This window comes from Snodgrassella sp. B3882 (assembly GCF_026535915.1).
In the GTDB taxonomy this organism is placed as follows: Bacteria; Pseudomonadota; Gammaproteobacteria; order Burkholderiales; family Neisseriaceae; genus Snodgrassella.
Genome location: NZ_JAFNPF010000001.1, coordinates 1,320,179 through 1,344,923 on the forward strand (window position 1 = coordinate 1,320,179; position 24,745 = coordinate 1,344,923).

Consider the following 24,745-nt stretch of genomic DNA (forward strand, 5'->3'; position numbering starts at 1 on the left):
TTTTTTAGTTATTCAACTGTCTTTGTTCATTGACGGCCTGAGCTATGGCTGCTAGATGAATTTCATCGCTGTGATCTTCATGTTTTTCAGGAATAATCCCAAGCTTTTGGAAAAGAGCCTGATCCTTTTCTACCTGAGGATTTGCAGTGGTTAATAACCTGTCACCATAAAATAATGAATTAGCGCCGGCTAAAAATGCCAGAGCTTGAGTTTGTTCATTCATCTTTTCCCGTCCGGCGGATAAGCGAACATAGGATTTTGGCATCATAATACGGGCTACAGCTAGAACTCTAATAAAATCGAACGGATCAATATCTTTTTCATTTTCCAGAGGGGTACCTTTAACCTTTACTAAATTATTAATGGGTACACTTTCTGGATGTTCGGATAAGTTGGCTAATTGAATTAACAGATTTGCTCGATCTTTAATTGACTCACCCATACCAAGAATGCCGCCACAGCAAATTTTCACCCCTGCTGCTCTTATATAAGCCAGTGTTTGTAATCTTTCGCTATAAGTACGTGTGGTAATGATATGACCATAGAATTCAGGTGAAGTATCTAGGTTATGGTTATAGTAGTCTAAACCCGCAGAGGCTAGGGCGGTTGCCTGTTCTTGCGTCAAGCTTCCCAAGGTCATACAAGTTTCCATACCCAATGCTTTTACTCCTTTTACCATTTCTAAAACATAGTGCATATCTTTAATGGCAGGATGTTTCCATGCTGCACCCATACAAAAACGAGTGGAGCCTGCGTCTTTGGCTGCTTTAGCTTTATCAATTACTTTCTGTACCTCAAGCAATTTTTCCTTATTCAGTCCAGTATTATAATGGCCTGATTGGGGACAATACTTACAATCTTCAGGACAGGCACCTGTTTTGATGGATAAAAGTGTAGATATTTGTATTTGATTGGCAGGAAAATTCTGTCTGTGTACAGTTTGCGCCATAAAAATTAAATCATTAAACGGCAATTTTAATAATTCCATCACTTCCGGCAATGCCCAGTTATGGCGAATAGCACCTAATGACATATCAATTTCCTTTTGGTGTCCATCTGATAATTACAGTGCATCTTAATAGGTAAAACTTTGTTGTCAACCATTTTGAATATTATTATTTTAAAATAATAAATTATGAATGACATCTTTTTGAAATAGATTATATTTGATCTATACATTAAATTATCTTAACTGGTAAGAGTAATATACTTACTGTTTTATAAGAGAAGATTAATTAGAATAGAGCAAATCAAAGGGTTAGAAATACTTTTTATTTCATCGGTATAATAGGTATTTATTAATTTAAAATTGAGTTCAATTGTTAAATCAACATTATTTACACATTAATTATAAGTAAGTGTTAAAAATGAGTTTGTTTTTGCTATCTTTTAGCTGGAAAATTTATCTGAGGCTGTTTTAGAATAAATGTAATTTGATTAGCTCTGTAGATATTTTTTTCTGCATGGAATGAGCAAAATACGGGAAAGGGAAATCAATATGCAAAATTGTGTCATTATCACTGGACATAGCCGAGGATTGGGACGCGCACTGGCTGAATATTATTTGAATCAAGGAATTAATGTGATCGGATTATCGCGCCATGGCTGGGATAATCCGCCGGAGCGGCTATTACAATATGCTATTGATTTTGCCAATACTGAAGCTATATCCACATTGGTGCAATCGGCCAGTTGGCAAAACGGACTTGAAAATAAAAATGAAGTCACGCTGATTAATAATGCCGGAATAGTGGAACCAAATGCTCTGGCCGGCCAGCAAAGCTGTGATGCCATTTCCAAAGCCATAGCCGTAAACATCACTGCGCCTATGCTGCTCACAAATGCAGTAATTGCAACTGCCACCAAAGCTGCAATCCGCATTGCCCATATCAGCAGTGGTGCCGGTCGCCATCCCATTGCCGGCTGGAGTGTATATGGTGCTACCAAGGCAGCTTTGGATCAGCATGCAGCCGTAATTGCTGTGGAGCAGCATCCACGCGTGCGTATTGCCAGTATTGCACCCGGTGTTGTGGATACCAATATGCAGCAGTGCATCCGTGCAGCTGATGCTGCCAAATTTCCCATGGTAAATAATTTTATTAACATGAAAACTAATAGCCAGTTGCAAAGTGCAGCCGAAACCGCACAGAAGATTGCGGCCATGATTGCTGCCGACGATTATGGCCAACAAATTCTACGGGATGTGCGGGAGTAGACAAGGGTTTGTTATAATGGCTCCCTTTTTGCTTTGACTGACAAAATTCATGACTTCTGCCGCCTACCAGCAACAGCTCACTGAGAAACAACTTTATCTAAATCAATTATTTGCCGACTGTGCTTTTCCAGCGATGCAGGTTTTTACTTCACCTGCATCACATTATCGCATGCGTGCTGAATTTCGCATCTGGCATGATGGCGAAACATGCAGCTATGCCATGTTTGCTCCAGGAGAAAAAGCTGGTAATAGTAATGTGCAAAAATTGCGGCACTTTGCTGTTGCTCATGAAAATATCGATTCATTGATGCCAGTATTGCTTGATTGCATACAGACTAGTGAATTACTTAAATCACGATTATTTCAGGTAGAATTTCTGACTACACTGGCTGGAGATACGCTAGTTAGCCTGATATATCACAAAAAACTGAATAACGACTGGATGCAGGCAGCTAAAGTCTTAGCCTCTGAGCTGGGTATTCAGATTATAGGACGCAGCCGTGGACAAAAGGTGGTACTTGAGCGCGATTACGTTATCGAACGATTAAGCGTAGATAATGAAGTGTTTCAGTACAAACAATTGGAAGGCGGCTTTACCCAGCCTAATGCAGTGGTATGTCAGTCGATGCTTAGCTGGGCGACAAATGTTGCGAAAGCTATTCATATGGGAGATTTACTGGAGCTTTATTGCGGTAATGGAAATTTTACCTTGCCATTGGCGCGTCATTTCCGTCGCGTACTGGCTACCGAAGTATCCAAAACCTCAGTACAGGCTGCCCGCTGGAATATAGATACCAACCAAATTCACAATATAGCTATTGCACGGCTTTCGGCTGAAGAATTTACTGAAGCCTACACCGGTGTTAGAACTTTTAAGCGTCTAGTCAGCGAACAGATTAATTTGGCTGATTATGAATTCAGTACGGTATTTGTGGATCCACCACGAGCCGGTATTGATGCAGACACGCTGCAACTTTTACAGAAATTCAACAATATAATTTATGTATCCTGTAACCCAGTTACTCTGCATGATAATCTACAAACCTTGTTAACAACTCATCAGGTAAAACAGGCTGCGTTGTTTGACCAGTTTCCGTTCACGCCGCATATTGAATCAGGTGTCTGGTTACAGAAATGTTAATATCTAATCCAGAACATGTTTTTTCTATTTATTTGATATCAATAAAAAAACTGCCTGATCATTGTCAGGCAGTTTTTATTGAAAAACATTTTAATTCTATTCTTCAGTTTGTACTTTCTGGCGCAGGCGCAACCCCAATTCACGCAGTTGTTTTTCATCAACATGATTAGGTGCATCAACCAATAAATCTTGCGAACGTTGAGTTTTCGGGAATGCAATGACATCACGGATAGATTCTGCACCCGCCATCAAAGTTACCAGACGATCCAAACCAAAAGCCAATCCGCCGTGCGGAGGTGCACCATATTTCAGATTGCTGAGCAAGAAACCGAATTTGTTTTCTTGTTCTTCTGGACTGATATTCAATGCAGCAAAAACTTTTTCCTGAATATCAGCACGGTGGATACGAATGGAACCGCCGCCAATTTCCCAACCATTCAGCACCATGTCGTAGGCTCTAGCCAGACAATGTTCTGGATCGGTGGTAAGCAAATCTTCATGACCTGTTTTCGGTGCGGTAAACGGATGATGCATAGCAGACCAACGATTTTCCTCTTCGTCATATTCGAACATAGGAAAATCAACTACCCACAATGGACGCCATTCGTCAGTAAAGTAGCCATTTTTGGCGCCGTGTTCATGCCCGATTTTGATGCGTAAGGCACCAATTGCTTCATTCACCACTTTGGCTTTATCTGCTCCAAAGAAGATAATGTCGCCATTTTGCGCGCCGGTTTTTTCAATAATTGCTTGTAAAGCCTGATCAGACAGGAATTTCACAATAGGCGATTGCAGACCACTGTCTTCGGTATTATTGATCTTAGATATATCATTAACTTTGATATAAGCTAAGCCTTTCGCTCCATAAATACCCACAAATTCAGTATAAGTATCAATTTCTTTACGGCTTAATGTGGCACCGTTTGGCACACGCAATGCTACCACGCGACCATTTTTCATATCAGCAGCAGCACGGAATACTTTAAATTCTTCCGTTTTCATCACGTCGGTCAATTCTGTGAACTGCAGGTTAACGCGCAAGTCCGGTTTATCCGAACCATACAAGAACATCGCCTCATTCCATGTCATGCGCGGAAACTTAGGTAACTCAACAGCCAAAGCTTCCTGAAAGACATTTTTGACCATATTTTCCGTGATATCCATGATATCTTCTTCATTTAAAAACGAAGTTTCAAGGTCGATTTGGGTAAATTCAGGTTGACGATCTGCGCGTAAATCTTCATCACGAAAGCATTTAACAATCTGATAATACCGATCAAAACCGGCTACCATTAACAGTTGTTTAAATAATTGCGGAGATTGCGGTAAGGCAAAAAATTCACCTGGAAAAACTCGGCTTGGTACCAAATAGTCGCGCGCACCTTCTGGAGTAGAGCGGGTTAACATTGGGGTTTCAATATCGATAAAGCCCTCACCATCCAGATAGCGACGCACAGCCATCGCCACGCGATAACGCAAACGCAGGTTGTTTTGCATAACCGGACGACGTAAATCTATGATTCGATTGGTCAGACGCACATTTTCACTGATGTTTTCATCATCAATTAAAAAAGGTGGGGTAGCAGCTGTATTGAGAATTTCAATCTCTTTAGCCAATAATTCGATCCCACCAGAAATCATTTTGTCATTTTTAGTGCCTTCAGGACGCGCACGTACACGGCCGGTAATACTCAGAACATATTCATTACGGGCGGAATCGGCCAAGGCAAAAGCTTCTGGTGTATCAGGATCAATCACAACTTGAATAATGCCTTCGCGATCACGCAAATCGATAAAAATTACGCCACCATGATCGCGCCGACGATGTACCCATCCTTTAACGGTAATCGTCTGATCCAGATATTGCTCATTAATTAGGCCACAATAGTTTGTTCGCATCTTAATGCCTTTGTTACTGTCATTTCAGTTAATTAGATTATAAAAAATATTACTGTTTTTTTCAGTGTGGTTTACTGGTTTTGTGTGAAAAAATTTCGTGTAATGTCAGGTGCGGGTGTAGGTTTTCATCCGGTTGCACCATTCCTAATGAAATAACATACTTAAGCGCATCATCTACACTCATGTCAATTTCATGCACATCATTGTGGTGTACCATTATATAGTAACCACCAGTTGGATTAGGAGTAGTGGGCACATATATCGGAATGTAATCTTCTCCAGATTGACTGCCAAAATGATGTGGCAGAGTATTGCTGATTTCTTTCGGTATATGGCCAGAAACAAAGCCAATTGTCCAAATATTGGCCTGAGGAAATGGCACCAACACCGGTGTTTTGAAAGATTGACGAGAATCAGACAATAATGATTCAGAAACTTTTTTCACACCGCTATAGATACTTTTGACCACTGGTATACGCCCCCAAAGCGCATCCCACACAGCAAGAATTCTACGACCCAGCATATTAGCTGAAATCAGACCAGTGAAAAATACCACGATCATGGCAATCAGTATGCCCAATCCATGAACTTTAAAACCAAATAAAGCCTGTGGTTGCAAGCGAGCAGGCAGAATGGTGATCAAATGGTCGGCAAGATCGATGATGTAACCGATCGCCCAAATAGTCACAATGATAGGCAACCACACCAATACACCCATTAGCATGTATTTTTTAAATGACTTTTTCAGTTTTCCGCCCTCGGCAGGCTGTGATGACATAATTGGATTTATTCCTTGGAAAATGATGGTCAATTTATAGCGACAAATTTTATATTATACCTATATCTTGTCATTTTTACAGTGACATTTAGTAAATGCATTAGGTCACGTTTAAATTTTAATCTATGAATGAAAAATTAAGTTTTAACAAAAGTAGTCTGATCACGTTTTTAATCGCAAAAATCTTGGCAATCGTCGCTGCGCAAAAGTAATTTTTGGGATAAATGAACCTGAAATTTTCAAATTAAATAACAGCTTTAAGTCATCTTATTTAAACAATCCCATTTTCAATATAAACCATTGCAATAATCTTTTATTTGTGCTAAATAATGCATCAAACATATAAAAACATGGATTGTTAAGTTTGAGTATTCTGGGAGAAATAATCAAACCGTCAAAAAGTACCCAGAGCCATCACGCTACTTCTGCATGGTTACCATGGTGGGTAATAGGGGTGTGTGGCTCGTTTTTGCTGCCTCAAACCCATCATGCATATTGGCTAACCGCGGCTATAGTGTTAGGAGCAATGGCGTTTAAACGCAGTTGGTGGTGGTGCCGTTATGCCTGCCTATTGTGTGTTGGTGTGTTGTTTGGCATCTGGCGCACAGAAGCGGTTTTACAACAACAATGGCCTATTTCTGGACAATCAGACTCCGAAGAAGTCATCTTAACTGTCATCGATTTACCGCAAACAGATGGTTTTCGTAGTCGTTTTTTAGCTGATGTCCAATTAAGTGATGGCAGGACACAAAACTGGTTGGTCACTGATTATGGCAAACAACGTTGGCCAGTGGGTAGTCGCTGGCGAGTGCAAACTAAAGTACGGGCATTAATTGGGGAAACAAACGCGGTTGGTTTCAATCGAGAAGCATGGGCCTTAAGCAATCATATCGGTGCTGTGGCTACCATCAAAGGCAAACGTGAACTTCTGAGTAATGAAGGAAGTTGTGCTGGCGCATTATCTCGCTGGCGAGCCAGACTCAGTGATCGATGGCAAGCTCAACAAGCAAATTATCCGCAAGGAGTACCTTTGCTTAAGGCATTAGCCGTTGGTGAACAATCAGCGCTGCCAACAGAAGCGTGGCAAATCTTTCGTCCTTTAGGTTTAAATCATCTCGTCAGCATCTCAGGTTTGCATGTCGGCATGCTGGCCATGTTGGCTGCTTGGCTCTGCGGCAAATTACTATACTTTATGCCATTGCCTATACAACGCCCATGGATTTATCAGCGAATAGTTGCGGTGATCACCGCGATTATCTACAGTGCATTAGCTGGTTTTGCTGTTCCCACCCAACGAAGCATGCTGATGATCATCATTCTTGCCTTAACTTGGCGTAGAGGACATTTAAGACCAATGCAAACTTGGTGGCTAACTGTAGCGCTGGTTTTGTTCTATGATCCACTAGCAGTTTTAAGTGTCGGGTTTTGGTTGTCGTTTTTATTGGTGGCTGCATTAATGTGGGCAGGGGAAGGTAATGGGAAAACATCAAAATTACAGCAACTATTTCAATCACAATGGGCAGCAGGTATTGCCTCATTAGTACTGGTGGCTTTTGTGTTCGGTTCCGTACCCTTAGCTTCAGCCCCCGTCAATGCTTTAGCCATACCCTGGTTTACATTAGTATTGGTTCCATTGGCTTTATTGTCATTAATCCTGCCTATACCATTTTTAGCTACTTTGGCTGCGTGGATAGCTGAAAAAACCATGCAATGGTTATTTTTTGTGGCTGAATACGCACCAGAATTCCATCCTGCACATGCACCGTTGGCTTTATGGATGCTGGCTACCACCGCAATTGTCTTTTTATTGCTTCCACGTGGTTTTTACTTACGCCCATTATGCTTTTTAATTTTGGGTTTACTCTTAACTTACCAACCTAAACGCCTGGCTGAAAATCAGGCCAGAATCACCATATGGGATATAGGACAAGGCTTAGCGGTTAGTATTACCACAGCCAAACACAATTTGTTGTTTGATACAGGTACTGGTTTTGCCGCGCAATCAACCTTACTGCCAAATTTACAAGCAGCAGGGATAAAACGTCTGGATAGCTTAGTGTTATCACATAATGATATCGATCATGACGGTGGAGCAACATTAATTAGAACCCATTTGCAACCTAAGCAAATTTTTGCCGGACAAGCCCAAGCGTATCCTTTTGCCGTCAAGCATTGTCAGACCGGAATGAATTGGCAATGGGATGGTGTATGGTTTGAATTTCTTAATCAGCCAGTTAAGGGCACAGCGAAGAAAAATGATCGCAGCTGTGTTTTAAGAGTCATTGCTGCTGGCAAGTCAGTATTGATCACAGGTGATTTGAGCAAAAGTGGCGAAAAAGCCATGGTGGCCGCATATGGTGATAAATTATTTAGTCAAATACTACTTTTGGGTCATCACGGAAGCCGAACTTCCAGCGATATTGACTTTATTCGCATGGTACAGCCTGAATATGCGATTGCCAGTGTAGGATTTGCAAATCGATACAATCACCCACACATACAAGTACAAGAATTGATAAAAAATGAAAATATTGTATTATTGCGCACCGATCGTATGGGCGGTCTGCAAACAATATTAAGCGCAACACCTTTGCAATGGCAGCCTTTAAATCAAAATAAAGCCTACTGGCAACGCAAACCCATGGAGAAACCCTAGGAATAGAGCTAGGAAAACCGCTGCAGACTGGCGTATAATTAGAGATGATCCTACAGTATTACAAAATTTAGAAAATATACTTAATAATTAATTTAATGATTCCTATAAAAAAAGAAATACTTGATAAAAGCGATGAAGAAATAATAAATTACATTACTAATAATGCCAAAATAAATGTAAATTATTATCCAATAATTGCTATGAGAACAAATAATAATCCTTTATTTGAGAATTACTTACTTGAACAAATGGTAAAGCAAGAAAATTTTAGCGAAAAATTTTTTGGATTTGTCAAAATAGCTTGGATACCTTTTTTATCAATTTTAGAATATTCTAATAATTCATTTTTAATTAATAAAGCGATTGATAAATTTAATGATTGGAATATGAATGAAAAAAACAATTTTTTAAATCTCATTAAAGAAAATACTGAAATTATAAAATATTTTAAATAACCTGATTATAATTATTATGTTTTCACAATAAACGGAAATTAAAAAATAAAAACGTAACTAATAATATTTCAAATAAGAAACTTTTATACAATAATTTATAATTATTGTATTATTAAAAAGCTTATACTTCATTTTTGAGATTTAATAAATTTACTTATAATTTGTGTCCTACGGTACGACCACATTATCTTTTGTATGAATTATCGTTTTTACATTAATTTCACAAAAATTGAGATTGCACTAAAGTAATTTTTATCATGATAAACAAAAAAGAATCTTTAACTATCAACTTTAAAAGTATTAACTTTAACTATGAACTTTAAAAGTATTAAATAGTATATATTCTAAATTAAATATAGATGTTTTAGCATCTTCTGTAGAGGGAAATTATGCAGTGGCGAAAAAACTTAGTATTGAGCATTATGTTGGCCCTAATGGTAGTCAGTTGTGCAACGCCGGAACAGAAAGCAGCCAGAGCGGCAGCAGAGAAAGCTGCGCAACAAAAGTTGCAAGTGGATTTAGCCGCAAAGTGTGATGCAAGAACTGCGGAACTGATGCAGGCACAGATGCAAAACCCTGCATTTTTTACTGATCCTAAAAATGTCAAAATAGCTGAAGAATACCGCCAAAAAGTCAACCTGCCCATATTTCAAAGCTGCTATAAACTTGCATGGGACAACTACATCAATCAAATTAGGGTTGAACAACTCCAAAATTGGGAAATGCATCGTCGGTGGGACGATGATATGAATTGGATGATGTTTCGACCGCGATTATGCCGCGATTTCATCAATGGTCGCACTATTGTTTATCGATGTTAATGATGTTAATATATTTTCGTTATGCTTTATTGAAGTTTTGTAATGTTTAAATAATATTGGTTTAATATAATTCTTAAATAACACAATTTAATTAAGGGAGCATCGGGATGGGCTTAAGTCTATGCGTAATAGCAATGAAAACTTCGGATGAAAAAAAATTAGCAGAATTAACGCAATTATTCGGTTTATCTGAGCCAATACCTTATACAGGAGACGAAGACTTATTTTCAATGATTTATGAACAAAAGAATGTCTATTATAAAAAAAATGATTTCATTACTGTTTTTATGAATGAAGAAAGTTTTTGTTCTAATGCTTTTGATAACATAGAGAAAAATTTAGCCACTTTGTCTGCAAACAGCGAAGTTCTTATGTGTTTTACCCAAAGTGTTACGACTACATTTTGGCTTGAGTATTATCAAAATGGTAACATGCTGCGTAGATGGGTAGAACAAGAGTATGAAGAGCAAATGAATATTGGCGACCCCATTGATGCCGAACTCGATTATATGTCCAAAGATACATATGAGCGTGATGAAGACGATTTTATAGATATCGTTAAAAATTTTTCTGGCATAGATATCAATCAATTGTGATTAACTGCTCATTAAGAAAATCGTGTAAGGAGGGTAAATCTTTACTCTCCAATTTAATTTTCCTTGTAGCGATTTATACTGTAAATTTGATTAAAGAAGCTCTAAAAAAGAACTGCATTGCTTCCCATCCAAAACCGAACAGGCTTACATTTGTTTTTTTCGACAAACCATCTATTTTGAATATTAAACAACTCATTTAAAAACGAGTTTAAGCCAAGTACAAACATGCTTTTCTAGAAGAAATCAATTTGACCTCTGAAGAAACTAATTCCAGGCGAATTAAAACTTTTTTCTTCATTGAAAATTCTTATTAAATATTAAGAATATTCGCTCTATGCCTGCCGGAATTTTTCCCATCATGCGCAGAATATTTGACCTTAAACTTGAATGAAATATCAACTCAATGCGAAACAATTTGCATTTTAATCGCGCAATAGTGCCATAACGAAACCATAATATAAAAGGTCAATAATCAAATATACAAAGCTAACTTTAACATCTTGTAATATATGACATATACCATAACTATCTGAGCAATCAAATTAGAAAAATTTGCTCATGAATATCAGCATTCATGCATAAAAAATTTAGCAGATACTTTCTATCCATGGATAGAATAAAAAAGCTGCCTTAACGATGAGCAAGGCAACTTTTTTATGAGCATCAAATTGATTACTGAGTTAATACATCCACGCCTTTTGGTGGCGTAAATTTGAATATGGAACGGTCAAATTTGGGTTGGGTATTAATCTGCGTAAAAGTAATCGTGGTCAAATTACCAAAACTATCTTTAAGTTGCATATTCGCCAGATTATCGCCACGAAAGCCAATACGTATATTTTGATAGCCGGTATTGCTGCGTTTAGGCTTAGCTTGTATGTAATTGATACCATCTTTTTGACCATCATCTGCAAGAGAATAATTGGCATTAAGGGCAGATTTATTGGAAAGAATGGCTGCTGGCGAATCACCAATAGTCTGATTTTGAGGGCGTTTAGTTACCTGAGCTAAATCCTGATCATATAACCAAACAGTTTTTCCATCGCCAACAATTGTTTGTTTATAAGGTTTAACATATTCCCAGCGAAACAAACCTGGACGTTGAATAGCAAATGTACCAGACGTTACCTGTGTTCTCTTTTTACTTTTGACTGTCTGAGTAAATTGTCCCGAAATACCATCAGTATCACTATTGAATTTATGCAAAGTATCTAATCCACTTGCTTGTGCTAAATTCATAGCCAAGGAAAATAGGGCAGTAAAAATCGTTTTACCTAGAATCTTCATTAATTATTCCTTTGTTCGAATTAAGTTGCTTATATTAATCCCAAATATGGCTGAAACTGTACCAATATAGATAAATTAATTATTTTTATTAGTGCATTATTTACTCACGCGATCAAAACGCGCGAGCTTATCTTTGGCTTCTTGCAAATCACGTTTTCGCTCAGCCAACTTTAGTTGAACTTGATTGACTTTCTTGGCATCCCCCTTATTCTGAGCTTTGATCAGTTTTTGTTGGGTTTCATCAACTTTAACACTGTATTTATTGACCTTTTCTACATATTGCTGACGTAAAATTTTATTGGAACAATGATTGATAACTTCTACTTTTTCCTGTTGCAAACGAGCCATTTTTTCTTCATTACCATTTGCCTTAGCATATCCAAGTTGGGTTTCAATTTGTTGAACTTTCTCCGCACAAGTCGGCCAGATATCCTTAGCTAGGACGGGTAATGCTAAAGTTGTCGCAACGGCAATTGTTATTAATTTCGCATAATTAACCATGCTCATACCGTTTCCTCATTATTAATAAAATACTGCTTAAATCATTGTAAATCTAAATAAGGGTAAATACTAATTTATCTTACTCAACATGCTTGAGTTCGATTTATTTTAATTCTCTAAGTTAGGGTGTTTTCTAGACAAATATTATTTCATTGCTGCAGTAAGCGCATTGACATTATATCGGAACATATCTATGTAAGTAGCGGCTGGTGACCCTTTGCTTAACGCGTCAGAATAGAGCTGTCCAGAAATCTTCACTCCTGTTTCCTTACTGATTCGTTGGATCATTTTAGGATCTTTAATATTTTCCACAAATACAGCTTTTATATTTTGACTACGTATTTGATTAATGATGGTTGCAACCTGACGGGCAGAGGGTTCAGCATTGGTACTAACGCCTTGTGGGGCTATAAAAGATATTTGGTATTGCTTAGCCATATAGCCAAAAGCATCATGTCCGGTCAGAACTTTTCGATTAGCAATGGGAATTGCTGCAAATTTTTTGGTGGCCCAAATGTGTAATTCATTTAGCTGTTTTTCATAACTACCAAGTCTATTTTGATAATAGGCTTTTCCCGCAGGGTCAACCTTGATCAATGCATTGGCAATATTACGTGCATATATATGCATTTGAGTGGGATCATTCCAAACGTGTGGATCATAAGAATGGTGGTGATGACCATCATCCGCCATCATTTTTGGGCTAATCCCTTGGACCGCATAAGCTAATGGTACACCACTTTGACTGGCCGCACGTTGTAGCGCCGTGGATTCGAGACCATAACCATTAAGAAGAATCAATTTAGCAGCACGCATCTGACGCAGATCTTTTGCAACCAACTGATACACATGAGCATCTTGATCAGCCCCGATTAAAGTATAAACCTGAATTCGATCACCACCTATTTGTTTGGCCACATCGCCAAGAATACTAAAACTTGCCACTACAGGTATCGCAGCTGCCTGCACCAACGGCGCAATCAGACCAAATAAACCTAAAAATATTAGAGTTAAAACACGTTTCATATTAATTATCCGCACAATTCAAGATCAAAATTAAACTTCATGATGGCGACGCCGCCGATAAAACTGCCACAAAACACCACTATCCGTCCCCACAAACAGTGACAACAGATAAACTATCCCACAACATAAAATAATAGCTGGACCAGAAGGCAGATCAACATAATAAGACAATAATAAGCCGAAAAAACCACAACATGCAGCTATCACAGAGGCCAGAATCATGATACAGCCCATAGACCTTACCCATAGACGTGCACTAATCGCTGGCAACATCATTAACCCTACAGACATCAGCGTTCCCAGTGCCTGAAAACCAGCCACCAGATTTAACACCACCAGAATAAGAAAAATAATATGCCACATTGCTCCTTTACCCTTCACCGACCGCAGGAATAATGGATCAATACTTTCTAACATCAAAGGACGATAAATCACGGCTAAAACCACCATGGTAAGACTAGATACAACGGCAACTAAAGTTAAAGCTGGCTGGTCAACAGCTAAAATGGAGCCGAATAAAAGATTGAGCAAATCAACACTGTTACCACCCTTACTTACCAATACTACGCCGAGCGCCAGGCAAGTAAGGAAAAAAGCCGCAAAACTTGCATCTTCCTTAACACTGGCAAATCGGCTGGCCATACCAGCTAATAAAGCCATTATCAAACCGGCTATAAAACCACCTAGACTCATGGCTGGTAGACTTAATCCAGCTAGCATATAGCCAATAGCAGCACCCGGTAAAATTGCATGTCCCAACGCATCACCAACCAGACTCATCCTGCGCATCATCAGAAACACACCTACCGGTGCAGTGCCCGCAGCCAAAAAAACAATGGATGTTAACGCGTAACGCATGAAATCATAGTCAATAAACGGATCAATCATTAACGCTAGTATTTGCATGCACATTACCTCTTACACCACTGATTCTGTTCCCGTTGCCGCATGGTACACATGGCTTGTTGCAAATGAGCAGGGGTCATTACCGCAGAAGTGGCACCTATTGCGATAATTTTTCTGGCTAACAATAAAGCATAAGGAAAATAAGTTTGTACCTGTTCATAATCATGCAACACCGTAATGACCGTGCACTGCTGTCGTTGCTGATAATCTTTAATGATATCTAAAAGGGCACAAGTAGTGGCCGCATCAACAGCATTAAACGGCTCGTCCAGTAGTAAAACTTGTGCGTTTTGGATCAACATACGCGCCAGTAAAACCCGTTGAAACTGACCATTAGACAGTTGCGCAATCGGACGATGAGCTAAATGCTGCATACCAACCTGATCAAGAACGGTATAAACGCGTTGCTGCATAGATTTGCTCACCGCTTTAAAAAAACCGATTTCATACCACAAGCCCATGGCGGCCAGCTCAAAAACGGTCATTGGCTGACTACGATCTATCTCAGACTGTTGCGGTAAGTAAGCGATATCAGCTCGCTGTAAATTGTGCCAAATAATTTTGCCACTATCTGCTTTCACCAAACCCATTATTGCTTTGAGTAGAGTAGATTTACCCGCACCATTTGGACCAATAATCGCCCACATTTCATTATGCTTAAATTGCGCATCAATATGATGAATCGCCGGACTATGGCGATAACTGACCGTAACATTATCTAATTGAATACTCATAAAATACCAATAGCCCAGGCATACATCAGCCACAAAACAGCCAGAATCATACTGGTCCAGACCAAACGCTTACCCAAACCACTGAGTAATAAAGAAAACATTCAGCACCTTTTATTCGATTTAATCAAAGCTAATGTTACTATATAACATTACATTCATAATACAATATAATCGTAGCTGAGCACAATATGCTTAGACTACCTAGCTTAGTTAAAATGACGATGATGGGTTAGCGTGCGAATCAATAAACGATTAGGATGCAAAGCTTGTTGTAATCGCGCCGAGAAAGGCGAGGGTAGACCAAGAATAGCTGACGCCACAGCTTCGGCACAAATAGGTGCAGTTGCCAGTCCACGACTTCCATGAGCGGTATTCACAAATGCGCCTGGCAACCATGGACAAGCGGTATTAACCGGAAAATTCTTATCATATTTAAGTTTCTCATACACCTGCTTCATCAAGCCACCATTACCGATGGCGCCAACAACGGGTAAATGATCATAAGTATCACAGCGTACAGCGGCATGTCCCTGTGGAACATCATTTGGAGCTAGATCGAGTGCCAGTTTTGGTGCTAATTCAAATAATTCTTGCCAATTGATATTTTCATCTTCTTGCGTCAATACCGCGTCATGGCAATGAGGATGGAAAGTTGCACCAAAACACATTTTATTTTGCCACGCCGGAGTAATATAACTGTTCCCACTCAGTGCACAACGCAATTTTCCAGCATAATCACCAGGCGTAGCAGTAGTAGTTTGTCCACCGATCATCTGCATTGGCCAGCCTGCAATAGGGTCCAGCAAATTACTCTGAGCACCAGCACAGATAACAATATGGGAGGCTGTTAGCACGCAAGGAGATCCTTTTTTCTGACACTGTATTTGCCAGAATTGACCATCATGACGAAGCCGTGTTACCTGAGTTTGCGTCATGAGCGTAATAAACGGGTGCGACAGCAGCTTTTCAACTACGCTACGCGGATTAGCAGTCACACCATGTGGCCACCATAAACCGCCTTTGCTCATTTCTATACCAGCAATTTCGGCAGCCTGCGCAGAGGAGACTGACTGAAATAATTGGCTTTCAGGCCACTTAGCTGAAATTTGTTGATTGCGTCGTTCTTCAGCGGCATTAAAATTTATATGTAATACACCACAATCCAACTTAGGCGATGCTGTCTGATCCAATAGAGCAAGACTATAGCCGTATCCTGCCAGTAGTAATTCAGTTTGCAACGTAGAGTGAGCAGAAATTTTAGCATATAGCAATCCTTGATGATTACCCGAACCAGCATTGGCTATTTCAGCCTGCTCAACTACAGTCACCGCTATATTTCTTTGCGCTAAAGCAAATGCGGTCGCAGCACCAGCAATACCCGCACCTATAACAACAACCGAACTCACTGCAAAGGGATCCGGTTGCATCAACCACGGTTTAACATCTAAACAAGAGCTACTGATTGGCTGATCCACACCCACATTATGCAAACGCCATTGAGGATAATATTCTGGCTGAATAAGTAGCATTTTTCCCTGATTTATCGGGTAAGAAAAAACGGGTTGCTGCTGCCAGTAGCTTTTGGCTTGCTGCCATTGCAGCAGTATTTTTTCTCCCGCCGGTGTGCAGGCTCGCTGATCGGTAGGCCAGTCATCGGCCACAATAACCATCTCTGCTTGATTATCATCGCCTAGCCGCAATGCCAGTTGATCTACTGACGGCCATTGCTCAAACAGATAAATACTCATGGTTTTTTCTCTGAATGGTTGGTTTCAGAACTGGTATGAGCACCTTGATTTAGCCATTGCCATTGCTGCTGCAACGTTTGCCGCAAACTATCCTGTTTTTGCTTGGGCGTATGCAAACCCGCTGTTAGTCGCTGATAGTCAATGGTAAAACTAGGTTTAGTAAAAGTGCCATTGATTCGTAAAGGTAAATAATTCTGTTTATTTCCACTACGCGTTGCCACCAATACATTGTAATCCATCTGCTGTTGCAACCATTTGATCATTCCATTGCCCTTAATATCAAAGTTATCTGCATGTAATTGCAAATGACTATTTTGGGTTAATGAATTATTGATGGGCAAATCTAAAATAACCAAACGAAACGGCGTATGATTAGTCTCATTAAATGAAACCGTAGTCTGATTATCACTGTGCTGCAAAATATTATTGATATCAATACCGCTCCACATCCCTTTACGCATCAAAATTTTAGCCTGACCACTGATGTTTTTCAGCGATTGCTTAAACGTTTGCCCCTCACTATGTAGATCTAAATCAACTTCTCCTTGTCCATCCAAATTACTGAATCCAAACAAATCCTGCAAAAATAGCTTGATTTGTATTCCTGCTGCCTGTTGCTTCGTCTTCCAAGATAATGGGGTATTATTAAAAATTTGCAGCATGCCGGTCGAATTTCCACCATACAATTGAATCTTAAGCGGATTGACTGACACACTAGTCGCATCAGCGGTAATGCTTGCTTGAAGTTGATTCAATTGCACAGTAGATGTCATTAATGCATTTGTATTAAACTCTAGCTCAACCCGTCGTCCTGTTAACCACTTCTGCCACAATTGTTGCCAGTTTTCAGGCATTAAAGCGATCTGACTTTCCAAATAAGGGCGTAAATTAAGCTGCGCCAGATTAATGACTCCACTTAATTTAGCCGTCTCAGCCTGCTGCGCATAATTCAAATCAACATTTAATGATTGATTGTCAAACTGGCCATCTAAACTCAACTTACCGTTGCCAGCCATATCGCCATTGATCGTGCCATTTAAATCACTCATGAAACGGGAATTAGGTAAATGATTCACCGTATCCTGATGACTATTCACCACCAGATTATCAATCATCCAATGCTGAGAATCTGGCCACGAAAGCTGACCACTCATATTTAATGCAGTTTGATGCAGCTTATTTTGCCAGCCACTATCTATCTGAAATTGTCCTATTGACCAGCGATTTTTTGACCAACTAGTATTGTTGGCCGTAACGGTAGCATTAATATTATTGTCATCTATTTGAGCTGTAGCTACACCGTTAATTTGTGGCAAAAATAAGCTTCCCCAGCTAATCTGCCAATTTTGTCCTGTACCCGAAACATGAAATTGATTACGCTGACTTTGCCACTGCCATTGAACATGACCTGTTTGCAGTAGTTGCTGGTCAGACAACACTCGAGCATCAAAATTCCATTGACTGGTGCTTTCTCCCAACGAATGCAAATTAGTAGCAATGTTCAACTTCACATCTTGCCATTGCATATCTGCATTTGGTCGATATAACCCTTCAATCTGATAATTGAAGCTATGCATGCCATCACCGCTGAGCAACCCCATCGTCTGTAAAAGGCTGCTGTTATTATCCAGCTTTTTGAACAACAAATTGAGTTTCTGAATTCTCTGATTAATCTCTACATCACGTACAGTCACTTCACTGTTTTCCACAATCAAGCGGTTAACAGCAAACGATTCGGCTGAATCAGCGCGATGCCATAAGTAATCCAGATTCCATTTTCCCTGTGGCGTACGGAAAAAATGGAATTGAGCATCAGATATTTGTAATTTTTCGATTACTGGCTTACCCAATAAGCTTTGCCAACTCAAACCTATTTTTACCGTATCAGCCTCAGCCACAGTAAGGTGATTAACAGCATCATTTACGCGCAGATGCTGAATCGTTACAGTTGGGCGAGGGAATAAAGAGCGTCTGATTTTGTGATCAAATACTACTTGCTGACCATTTTTTTCAACCAAAGCATCGACATGTTTTTGAATCTTTTCGGCATTAAATAAATAATGTAATACAGCCACATCAATTGCTAGAAGCAAGATAAGTGTAGCAAAACCAAAAACCAAAAATTTTAGCCAAAACTTACCAGAGTGCAGCAAGGAAATCATAAATAATCATACACTTAATCAGAATTTACTAGAGACATTAACGATATGAATAAGAAAAATTAGAACGGAATATTCCAAACAAATCATACCGTTTTATTCAAAACTATACACCGTTATTATTTGTTATAACAAGTGAATAAAATTGGTTTAAAAATTAATTCCATCACCAAATCTACTCATATTTTAACGTAGATCCAAGTAATACTTTCAACAGAGATTGTGAAAAAAAGCTAACAGTACATTCTACTGCACAATCAAATAGAACAAAAATTTTCTCCCATTCTTAATGAATACTTCAACGGCAAACAGAATAACTAAAAAAAAAGCATTTTCGGATAATAAAAAGCATAAACTTAAAAAAGCCACAGGAAAAATAAATCACGTCACGATTATATGAAGCATTATTTAATTAAATACAAATAAACAATAAAAAATTATTCAATATTTAAATTAAAATGAGTGTTAAAAACCAAATATTGTGTAGACAAAATACCGCAAAATTAAATAGCAGAAAAAAAAGATTGAGAAATATCGTCAATGAAAAAGTAGACTAACATCGCAACCGCATAACATCATTGATCCAAAATCAAATATCAATTTGCGCATTGACTACTGAAATAGGTAATTTCTTCACTACTTGATTCATAAAAAAACAGCAGTTACCACCGCAACTGCTGTTTTATATCATCATTAGCTAAAATACAGGCTTTGGATGTCAATGAACTTCATGGCTAAATAGCACAACAAATTGACTGCTTAAGCACATTTGCCTTAATTCAATAATGACAATCCTAGTAGCGATTACAATCTAAGCAGATAAATGCTGAGCCAGTATTGCCAATAATTGCGCCAAAATTTTAGGATTAGCGGCCACAATATTTCCGGTATTGAGCCATGTTTGCTCACCTTGCATATCCGTAACGATACCGCCAGCTTCTTGAACAATTAATGCACCTGCAGCAATGTCCCAGGACTTTAAATTAAATTCAAAAAATCCATCCACGCGTCCACAAGCCACATTACAAAGATCTAATGCCGCCGATCCTTCGCGTCTGGCACCCGCTGTTTTCGCCAGCACATCTTTTAAAATAGCCAAATAAGTATCCATAATCGATTGATCGACTACTGGAAAACCTGTAGCAATCAGACTGCGTAACATTTCAATGCGGTTACTAACCCGTATCCGTTTATCATTTAATAACGCCCCCTGACCACGACTGGCCACATAAAGATCATTTTGTTCTGGAGCATAGACCAATGCTTCAGATAGCACACCCTTATGCATTAAGGCCATGGAAATAGCATATTGCTTATGGCCATGAAGATAATTAGTCGTGCCATCCAAAGGATCAATGATCCATTGATATTCAGCTTGTTTCTCTCCGAGAAAACCACTTTCTTCACTCAAAATCGAATGATGAGGGTAGACTTCTTGAATCGTATTAATAATAATATTTTCAGCTTCACGATCTACCTCCGAAACAAAATCATTCGCAGCTTTATTATCAACCTTAATATTATTTAAATTGCTGCTGGCTCGATGCATCATTTGACCGGCTTTACGGGCGGCTTTCCAGGCTGTAGTTAAAAATGGGTTCATACTGATTCTCGTGATAGGGCAATAAAAGCCTTGGTATGTGGAAATAATAAATTAGTTTTAAAGAACACTAGGCGAAATGAGATGGGTCGCCAAAATAAGCTAATTATACGCTAAAAATTCAAGCTTGATTGAGCATTCACTTTATTGGCCATAACAGTAAATAAAAATTTACTTTAAGCGTCAAAATCTCAAAGAATAAATTAAGATCATTTTTTATAGCACCTGAACACACTTTTAAGGTCCAAGCCAATACCTACATGAGCACTTATGGGGTAAAAAAACATCATTTTAAAGTTATATCCAGAAAGTTGAATGAAAAAATATCTTGCTGTTACTCAAATAATTGCTTTGAAACATCAAATACAATCTGCAATTCCAACAAGCATGTTACTCATAATGCAACTTTTATCCTTTCATCTATTGCAAAACCGATAAAATCCTAACCAAACCTAATTATCTTCTAGTGAGAATAGGTAATCATCCTAATATCAACATACCCAAATAAAGTATTAAAACAAATGAACAGATCAACTTTTTATCACATCAGTTCAACTGTCATATCAAGGCAAAATAAACAATCAAGACTCATCTGATTGTGCTGATGAGGCAAACAGGACAAATTGTGAAATCAAAACTCAATTACTAGTCATTGATTAATCAAAATGCTCATCTACATAACATTAAAATTTAAATATTTGCATGCGAAATCAGCCTAAATTTTTGGTATTGTTAATGTTAATATTATATAATGCGTAAATCATATCATTACAACAACTTACCAATATGCAGACTTTATTACAAAATAAAAATTTAGCTTTTCAAATAACCTCAACACCTTTAGGGGAAAAACTCACCTTAAAATCACGCTATGGCATCAATGGTAAAGATGCCATTGCCTATGGAGATAAACCCCTTATTTCCTGTAACATTTACAAAGAAAACGAAACTTATGATGTGGCTTACCTGCTAATCGATTTTGCACAAAGTAATATCGATTATCATCCCGAAACAGATGGCATTATGCCTAACTTTTTTACATCACCTAATGGTCAATACTTTGTGGATTTACTGGTATACCATCCTAGAAAAGAACGGTGTGTTCAGATACCTTTATTCGATCGCAACAATATTACTTTACCTAAACCAGCTAAACCATTTTTAGGTGATTTTATTGGTTGCACCAAGCAATATTCTATTTTTTTTGATGTAGACCTGTGGTCAGACTCAAAACCTGATCAAATCAAATCTATAGAATACCACCAAACCCAAATCAAAAAAGAACGTATCAATAAAATTTCCAAGCCTAGAGATAATAGAATTTATATTGATCAAGAAAGCAACGAAATCCATTTATTGGGCAAAGATAAACGCCAATGGCTACATCGCCAGATCAATGAATTAAGTAAAATTATTCATTCCAGATCAATAGATATGGATAAATATTATCCTTCACAAGTATTAAAGTTATCTTTAGTCAACGATTCCTATCTTTTGGATTATCATTATGCCAAGAGTGCTTTCTACATCATTACTATCTCATCAGAAGGAAATATTGACGCCAAACTATTGATTGACATTGGCAAACAAATATTTTTTACCGATAAACCTCAACATATCACTAACGATACATCCATTACTTCCTTCACCACTGAAAGCGGGAATGGGTGGCTAACCATCCGAAACGGTATCTTACTAGAAGCCTATTATCAGAAAACGCCCGGCACCATCACTGATTTATTGACTAATGAAAGCCATCATTTTTCATCTGAGCCACTAGCTAATCTAGCTATAAATCAAATTAAAATCATTAATGACAACAGTTACTTCGTCGTGCTTTATCCCATTACGGAAGAGAAAAATAAAGATTTATTGGTACTTCTACGACACCTCAACCATAATCAATAAGTGCAAAATGTTCAGCATATCTCTTTAAAATGTTCTGATGGGCAACAGCTTTTTACATTTACATTTGCAAAATTATGCTTATTGATTGAGCCTATAACCTTTGATATAAAAGCCACGTTTGGTTGGCTTTAATTTTTTTCGTTGTTAACACTATAATTTTCTCAGGCTTTCCTTTTAAGCTTAAACAGCCAAAATAGACATTTTTAGCGCATTTTTTAAACCATATTTATTTTATGGTCTATACAAACACAAAAATAAAATAATGTATGCCTTCAAATAATTCCATGGATTCTAATCAGACTATAACGGAGCTTTTCTCATAGCCCTTAAATTTAGAGTTTGGCTAAATGTCTAACCAAATTTTAAAATTGAACCTCGAATACCTCAATCTCATTGATCTAAAACGATTACAGCAGCTGCACTCATGATTTGCTACAATAGGCCTATTTATGTGCACATGGACGGTTTTATTCGTCTATCAAAGCTAGCCAGATACTCTATGAAAAAACCTGAACTACCTGAATATCTCAATAACATCTCCATCGTTCTTTCTAAAACAAGCCATCCAGCCAATATTGGCTCTGCAGCACGCGCCATGAAAACCATGGGATTAACTCACTTAGTTTTAGTTGCGCCAAACTTGATGCAGACCCCGATGACCCCAGAACCACCCCAATTTAATGTGCAGCAGCCGGAAAGTTTTATTTTACCGGAAGAAAGCTACATTCTCGCATCAGGCGCACGAGATGTATTAGATCAAGCGAGAATAGTTTCGAATCTGGCAGATGCTTTAACCGACACCACCTTATCCTGCGCCTTAACCAGTCGACGGCGTGAACTAACCGCACCGATGCATACCCCACGTGAACTCACGCCTTCTTTACTGCAGTCAGCACAGGCAGAGCAAAAAGTAGCATTGGTGTTCGGTAATGAAACATTTGGATTGAGTATAGAAGAAGTGCAGCAATGCAATCGGCTCATGACCATTAATGGTAATCCTCATTATTTTTCACTCAATTTGGCTCAAGCTGTGCAGGTCATCTGTTATGAGCTATTTAGTCAAGTTGATATCAGCATGGCGCATTTACAACAAATTCCTAACCTTGCCACCCATCAGCAGGTTAGTAGTATGGTTGCACATTTGCGCCAGCTCATGGACCAAGCGGGATTTTTTCACCGTCGCACTGAAGACAGATTGATGCGACGCATGGCAGCCATGTTTGATCGTGCCAACCTAACAACAGAGGATATCGATATTCTACGTGGTTTTTATAATACTATCAGTCACCAATTACAAAAAAGCCAGAATTAACGCGCCAATCTGTAGCCACAAGGAAAGACAACTGTTATGAACTATGCTCTCGACGCCTTATGGTGGCGACTGAAAAATCCAGTAGTAAGAGATTTAGCAGTTTTATTAACAGCACCTGTGCCATGGCATTCATCGGCGGAACTTCCTGTAGCCATTCTCTTAGGCAACCATGGGTTTAGGCAATTGCTCGACTTAGACGATCATCCTCAACCGCTATTAGATTTTTTACATAACCATCCGTTTAAACAGCATCGGCTCGGTTTGTATGCAGAACAATTGCTTAGTTTTTGGTTCCAAACAGCGGCGCATATTCAATTTATACAAAACAATCTAACTATTACCAATAATAAACAAACCGTTGGATCGATTGACTTCCTGATTAAGATCAATCATGTTCCTTATCATATCGAGCTCACCTGTAAATATTTTGGCGCGGCTCAAGCCGATGTGAATGCATTTGTCGGTTTAAATCCACAAGACAAATTAATCAACAAAGTGGTGAAATTAGAACAGCAACTGGCTTTATCCAACCATCCAGCAGCCATTTCCCAATTGCAACAACTCGGTATAGATATACATCACCTGCAGCGAGCTTCAATAGTGCGCGGCATGTTATTTCTAAAAGAAAACCAGCCTGCGCTACTAGCACCGATTAACCGTTTAAGCTGGCAAGGTTACTGGCTAGATGACTGGGCACAAATACCTGCTACATTAAATATTCATCCTGATAGTCGTTTTTGGCTACATCACCGTTTATCTCTATTAGCTCCAGCTAAAATCGATGAGCGAGATAGCCTCAGCTTACAGCAAGCTAAAAGCATCAATCAGGGCATTTTGGCTGTGTTAGAACGTCGTGAAGATGGCTATTGGCATGAAATTCAGCGCATCATGAAAATAGATAATCACAAAAATTAAACATAATTAGCTTAAGAAATGATGCATCACATAGGTTTTTATTAGAGCTTATGGTAAAATTACCATTTAATTTTTGTCTATCTGTATC

At 38.6% G+C, this 24,745-nt stretch carries 20 protein-coding genes; 9 read left to right on the top strand and 11 right to left on the bottom strand.

Annotated features, from left to right (window positions below; translation table 11 throughout):
• Window positions 1-4 precede the first annotated feature (4 nt).
• Complete coding sequence (gene bioB / locus J3U68_RS05605; protein ID WP_267375392.1) at window positions 5-1,033, bottom strand: biotin synthase BioB; 1,029 nt, start codon at window positions 1,031-1,033, stop codon at window positions 5-7.
• 465 nt (window positions 1,034-1,498) lie between these two features.
• On the opposite strand from bioB, the gene J3U68_RS05610 reads away from it, so the two are divergent.
• Window positions 1,499-2,215 carry an SDR family NAD(P)-dependent oxidoreductase gene (locus J3U68_RS05610; protein WP_267375393.1) on the top strand — a complete coding sequence of 239 codons (717 nt, stop codon included), beginning with the start codon at window positions 1,499-1,501 and terminating at the stop codon, window positions 2,213-2,215.
• Between the two features lie 49 nt (window positions 2,216-2,264).
• Window positions 2,265-3,356, top strand: coding sequence for a tRNA (uridine(54)-C5)-methyltransferase TrmA (gene trmA, locus J3U68_RS05615; RefSeq protein WP_267375394.1), 1,092 nt, complete (start codon window positions 2,265-2,267; stop codon window positions 3,354-3,356).
• A 96-nt stretch (window positions 3,357-3,452) separates the two neighbouring features.
• Here the strand turns inward: trmA and aspS are convergent, their stop codons facing one another.
• Together aspS and J3U68_RS05625 are read right to left on the bottom strand one after the other, a co-directional pair.
• Complete coding sequence (gene aspS, locus J3U68_RS05620) at window positions 3,453-5,255, bottom strand: aspartate--tRNA ligase (RefSeq protein WP_267375395.1); 1,803 nt, start codon at window positions 5,253-5,255, stop codon at window positions 3,453-3,455.
• Window positions 5,256-5,316: 61 nt separating this feature from the next.
• Window positions 5,317-6,033, bottom strand: coding sequence for a DUF502 domain-containing protein (locus J3U68_RS05625; RefSeq protein ID WP_267375397.1), 717 nt, complete (start codon window positions 6,031-6,033; stop codon window positions 5,317-5,319).
• A 364-nt stretch (window positions 6,034-6,397) separates the two neighbouring features.
• On the opposite strand from J3U68_RS05625, the gene J3U68_RS05630 reads away from it, so the two are divergent.
• The 4 genes from J3U68_RS05630 (at window position 6,398) to J3U68_RS05645 (ending at window position 10,561) form a co-directional block, all read left to right on the top strand.
• A complete protein-coding gene (locus J3U68_RS05630) occupies window positions 6,398-8,689 on the top strand; it encodes a DNA internalization-related competence protein ComEC/Rec2 (RefSeq protein WP_267375398.1) in 2,292 nt (763 codons plus the stop codon).
• Window positions 8,690-8,784: 95 nt separating this feature from the next.
• On the top strand, window positions 8,785-9,144 hold the full coding sequence (locus J3U68_RS05635) for a hypothetical protein (protein ID WP_267375400.1): 360 nt from the start codon (window positions 8,785-8,787) through the stop codon (window positions 9,142-9,144).
• A gap of 389 nt (window positions 9,145-9,533) precedes the next feature.
• Window positions 9,534-9,965: a hypothetical protein gene (locus J3U68_RS05640; RefSeq protein ID WP_267375402.1), complete on the top strand. Its 432-nt coding sequence runs from the start codon at window positions 9,534-9,536 to the stop codon at window positions 9,963-9,965.
• A gap of 107 nt (window positions 9,966-10,072) precedes the next feature.
• Window positions 10,073-10,561: a hypothetical protein gene (locus tag J3U68_RS05645; RefSeq protein WP_267375403.1), complete on the top strand. Its 489-nt coding sequence runs from the start codon at window positions 10,073-10,075 to the stop codon at window positions 10,559-10,561.
• Between the two features lie 672 nt (window positions 10,562-11,233).
• Here the strand turns inward: J3U68_RS05645 and lolA are convergent.
• The 8 genes from lolA to J3U68_RS05685 form a co-directional block, all read right to left on the bottom strand.
• The gene (gene lolA, locus J3U68_RS05650; RefSeq protein ID WP_267375405.1) at window positions 11,234-11,848 is read right to left on the bottom strand and encodes an outer membrane lipoprotein chaperone LolA; all 615 of its coding nucleotides are present in this window, start codon (window positions 11,846-11,848) and stop codon (window positions 11,234-11,236) included.
• Window positions 11,849-11,944: 96 nt separating this feature from the next.
• Complete coding sequence (locus J3U68_RS05655) at window positions 11,945-12,355, bottom strand: DUF1090 domain-containing protein (RefSeq protein ID WP_267375406.1); 411 nt, start codon at window positions 12,353-12,355, stop codon at window positions 11,945-11,947.
• A 138-nt stretch (window positions 12,356-12,493) separates the two neighbouring features.
• On the bottom strand, window positions 12,494-13,375 hold the full coding sequence (locus J3U68_RS05660; protein WP_267375407.1) for a metal ABC transporter solute-binding protein, Zn/Mn family: 882 nt from the start codon (window positions 13,373-13,375) through the stop codon (window positions 12,494-12,496).
• Between the two features lie 30 nt (window positions 13,376-13,405).
• A complete protein-coding gene (locus J3U68_RS05665; RefSeq protein WP_267375408.1) occupies window positions 13,406-14,281 on the bottom strand; it encodes a metal ABC transporter permease in 876 nt (291 codons plus the stop codon).
• Between the two features lie 5 nt (window positions 14,282-14,286).
• On the bottom strand, window positions 14,287-15,015 hold the full coding sequence (locus tag J3U68_RS05670) for a metal ABC transporter ATP-binding protein (RefSeq protein ID WP_267375409.1): 729 nt from the start codon (window positions 15,013-15,015) through the stop codon (window positions 14,287-14,289).
• 206 nt (window positions 15,016-15,221) lie between these two features.
• Entirely contained in the window at window positions 15,222-16,763 is a 1,542-nt protein-coding gene (gene mnmC, locus J3U68_RS05675; protein ID WP_267375410.1) for an FAD-dependent 5-carboxymethylaminomethyl-2-thiouridine(34) oxidoreductase MnmC, read from the bottom strand.
• Window positions 16,760-18,925 carry an AsmA family protein gene (locus J3U68_RS05680; RefSeq protein ID WP_267375411.1) on the bottom strand — a complete coding sequence of 722 codons (2,166 nt, stop codon included), beginning with the start codon at window positions 18,923-18,925 and terminating at the stop codon, window positions 16,760-16,762. The genes mnmC and J3U68_RS05680 overlap by 4 nt, the downstream gene beginning before the upstream one ends.
• Before the next feature lie 808 nt (window positions 18,926-19,733).
• Window positions 19,734-20,525, bottom strand: a complete 792-nt coding sequence (locus tag J3U68_RS05685) for an inositol monophosphatase family protein (RefSeq protein ID WP_267375412.1) — start codon at window positions 20,523-20,525, stop codon at window positions 19,734-19,736.
• A gap of 783 nt (window positions 20,526-21,308) precedes the next feature.
• Between J3U68_RS05685 and J3U68_RS05690 the strand changes: the two genes are divergently transcribed.
• From J3U68_RS05690 to J3U68_RS05700, 3 genes are all read left to right on the top strand, one after another.
• A complete protein-coding gene (locus J3U68_RS05690; protein WP_267375414.1) occupies window positions 21,309-22,430 on the top strand; it encodes a hypothetical protein in 1,122 nt (373 codons plus the stop codon).
• Window positions 22,431-22,929: 499 nt separating this feature from the next.
• The gene (locus J3U68_RS05695; protein ID WP_416384630.1) at window positions 22,930-23,742 is read left to right on the top strand and encodes an RNA methyltransferase; all 813 of its coding nucleotides are present in this window, start codon (window positions 22,930-22,932) and stop codon (window positions 23,740-23,742) included.
• Between the two features lie 36 nt (window positions 23,743-23,778).
• The gene (locus tag J3U68_RS05700; RefSeq protein ID WP_267375416.1) at window positions 23,779-24,657 is read left to right on the top strand and encodes a DUF1853 family protein; all 879 of its coding nucleotides are present in this window, start codon (window positions 23,779-23,781) and stop codon (window positions 24,655-24,657) included.
• The last annotated feature ends 88 nt before the right edge of the window (window positions 24,658-24,745 follow it).

Bases quoted from the DNA above. Each gene is read 5' to 3' on its own strand.
- lolA (WP_267375405.1), bottom strand. From the start codon at position 11,848: ATGAAGATTCTAGGTAAAACGATTTTTACTGCCCTATTTTCCTTGGCT.
- aspS (WP_267375395.1), bottom strand. From the start codon at position 5,255: ATGCGAACAAACTATTGTGGCCTAATTAATGAGCAATATCTGGATCAG.
- J3U68_RS05700 (WP_267375416.1), top strand. From the start codon at position 23,779: ATGAACTATGCTCTCGACGCCTTATGGTGGCGACTGAAAAATCCAGTA.
- J3U68_RS05690 (WP_267375414.1), top strand. From the start codon at position 21,309: ATGCAGACTTTATTACAAAATAAAAATTTAGCTTTTCAAATAACCTCA.
- J3U68_RS05655 (WP_267375406.1), bottom strand. From the start codon at position 12,355: ATGAGCATGGTTAATTATGCGAAATTAATAACAATTGCCGTTGCGACA.
- J3U68_RS05660 (WP_267375407.1), bottom strand. From the start codon at position 13,375: ATGAAACGTGTTTTAACTCTAATATTTTTAGGTTTATTTGGTCTGATT.
- J3U68_RS05670 (WP_267375409.1), bottom strand. From the start codon at position 15,015: ATGAGTATTCAATTAGATAATGTTACGGTCAGTTATCGCCATAGTCCG.
- J3U68_RS05625 (WP_267375397.1), bottom strand. From the start codon at position 6,033: ATGTCATCACAGCCTGCCGAGGGCGGAAAACTGAAAAAGTCATTTAAA.
- J3U68_RS05695 (WP_416384630.1), top strand. From the start codon at position 22,930: ATGAAAAAACCTGAACTACCTGAATATCTCAATAACATCTCCATCGTT.
- J3U68_RS05635 (WP_267375400.1), top strand. From the start codon at position 8,785: ATGATTCCTATAAAAAAAGAAATACTTGATAAAAGCGATGAAGAAATA.
- J3U68_RS05645 (WP_267375403.1), top strand. From the start codon at position 10,073: ATGGGCTTAAGTCTATGCGTAATAGCAATGAAAACTTCGGATGAAAAA.
- trmA (WP_267375394.1), top strand. From the start codon at position 2,265: ATGACTTCTGCCGCCTACCAGCAACAGCTCACTGAGAAACAACTTTAT.
- bioB (WP_267375392.1), bottom strand. From the start codon at position 1,033: ATGTCATTAGGTGCTATTCGCCATAACTGGGCATTGCCGGAAGTGATG.
- J3U68_RS05685 (WP_267375412.1), bottom strand. From the start codon at position 20,525: ATGAACCCATTTTTAACTACAGCCTGGAAAGCCGCCCGTAAAGCCGGT.
- J3U68_RS05680 (WP_267375411.1), bottom strand. From the start codon at position 18,925: ATGATTTCCTTGCTGCACTCTGGTAAGTTTTGGCTAAAATTTTTGGTT.
- J3U68_RS05610 (WP_267375393.1), top strand. From the start codon at position 1,499: ATGCAAAATTGTGTCATTATCACTGGACATAGCCGAGGATTGGGACGC.
- mnmC (WP_267375410.1), bottom strand. From the start codon at position 16,763: ATGAGTATTTATCTGTTTGAGCAATGGCCGTCAGTAGATCAACTGGCA.
- J3U68_RS05665 (WP_267375408.1), bottom strand. From the start codon at position 14,281: ATGCAAATACTAGCGTTAATGATTGATCCGTTTATTGACTATGATTTC.
- J3U68_RS05640 (WP_267375402.1), top strand. From the start codon at position 9,534: ATGCAGTGGCGAAAAAACTTAGTATTGAGCATTATGTTGGCCCTAATG.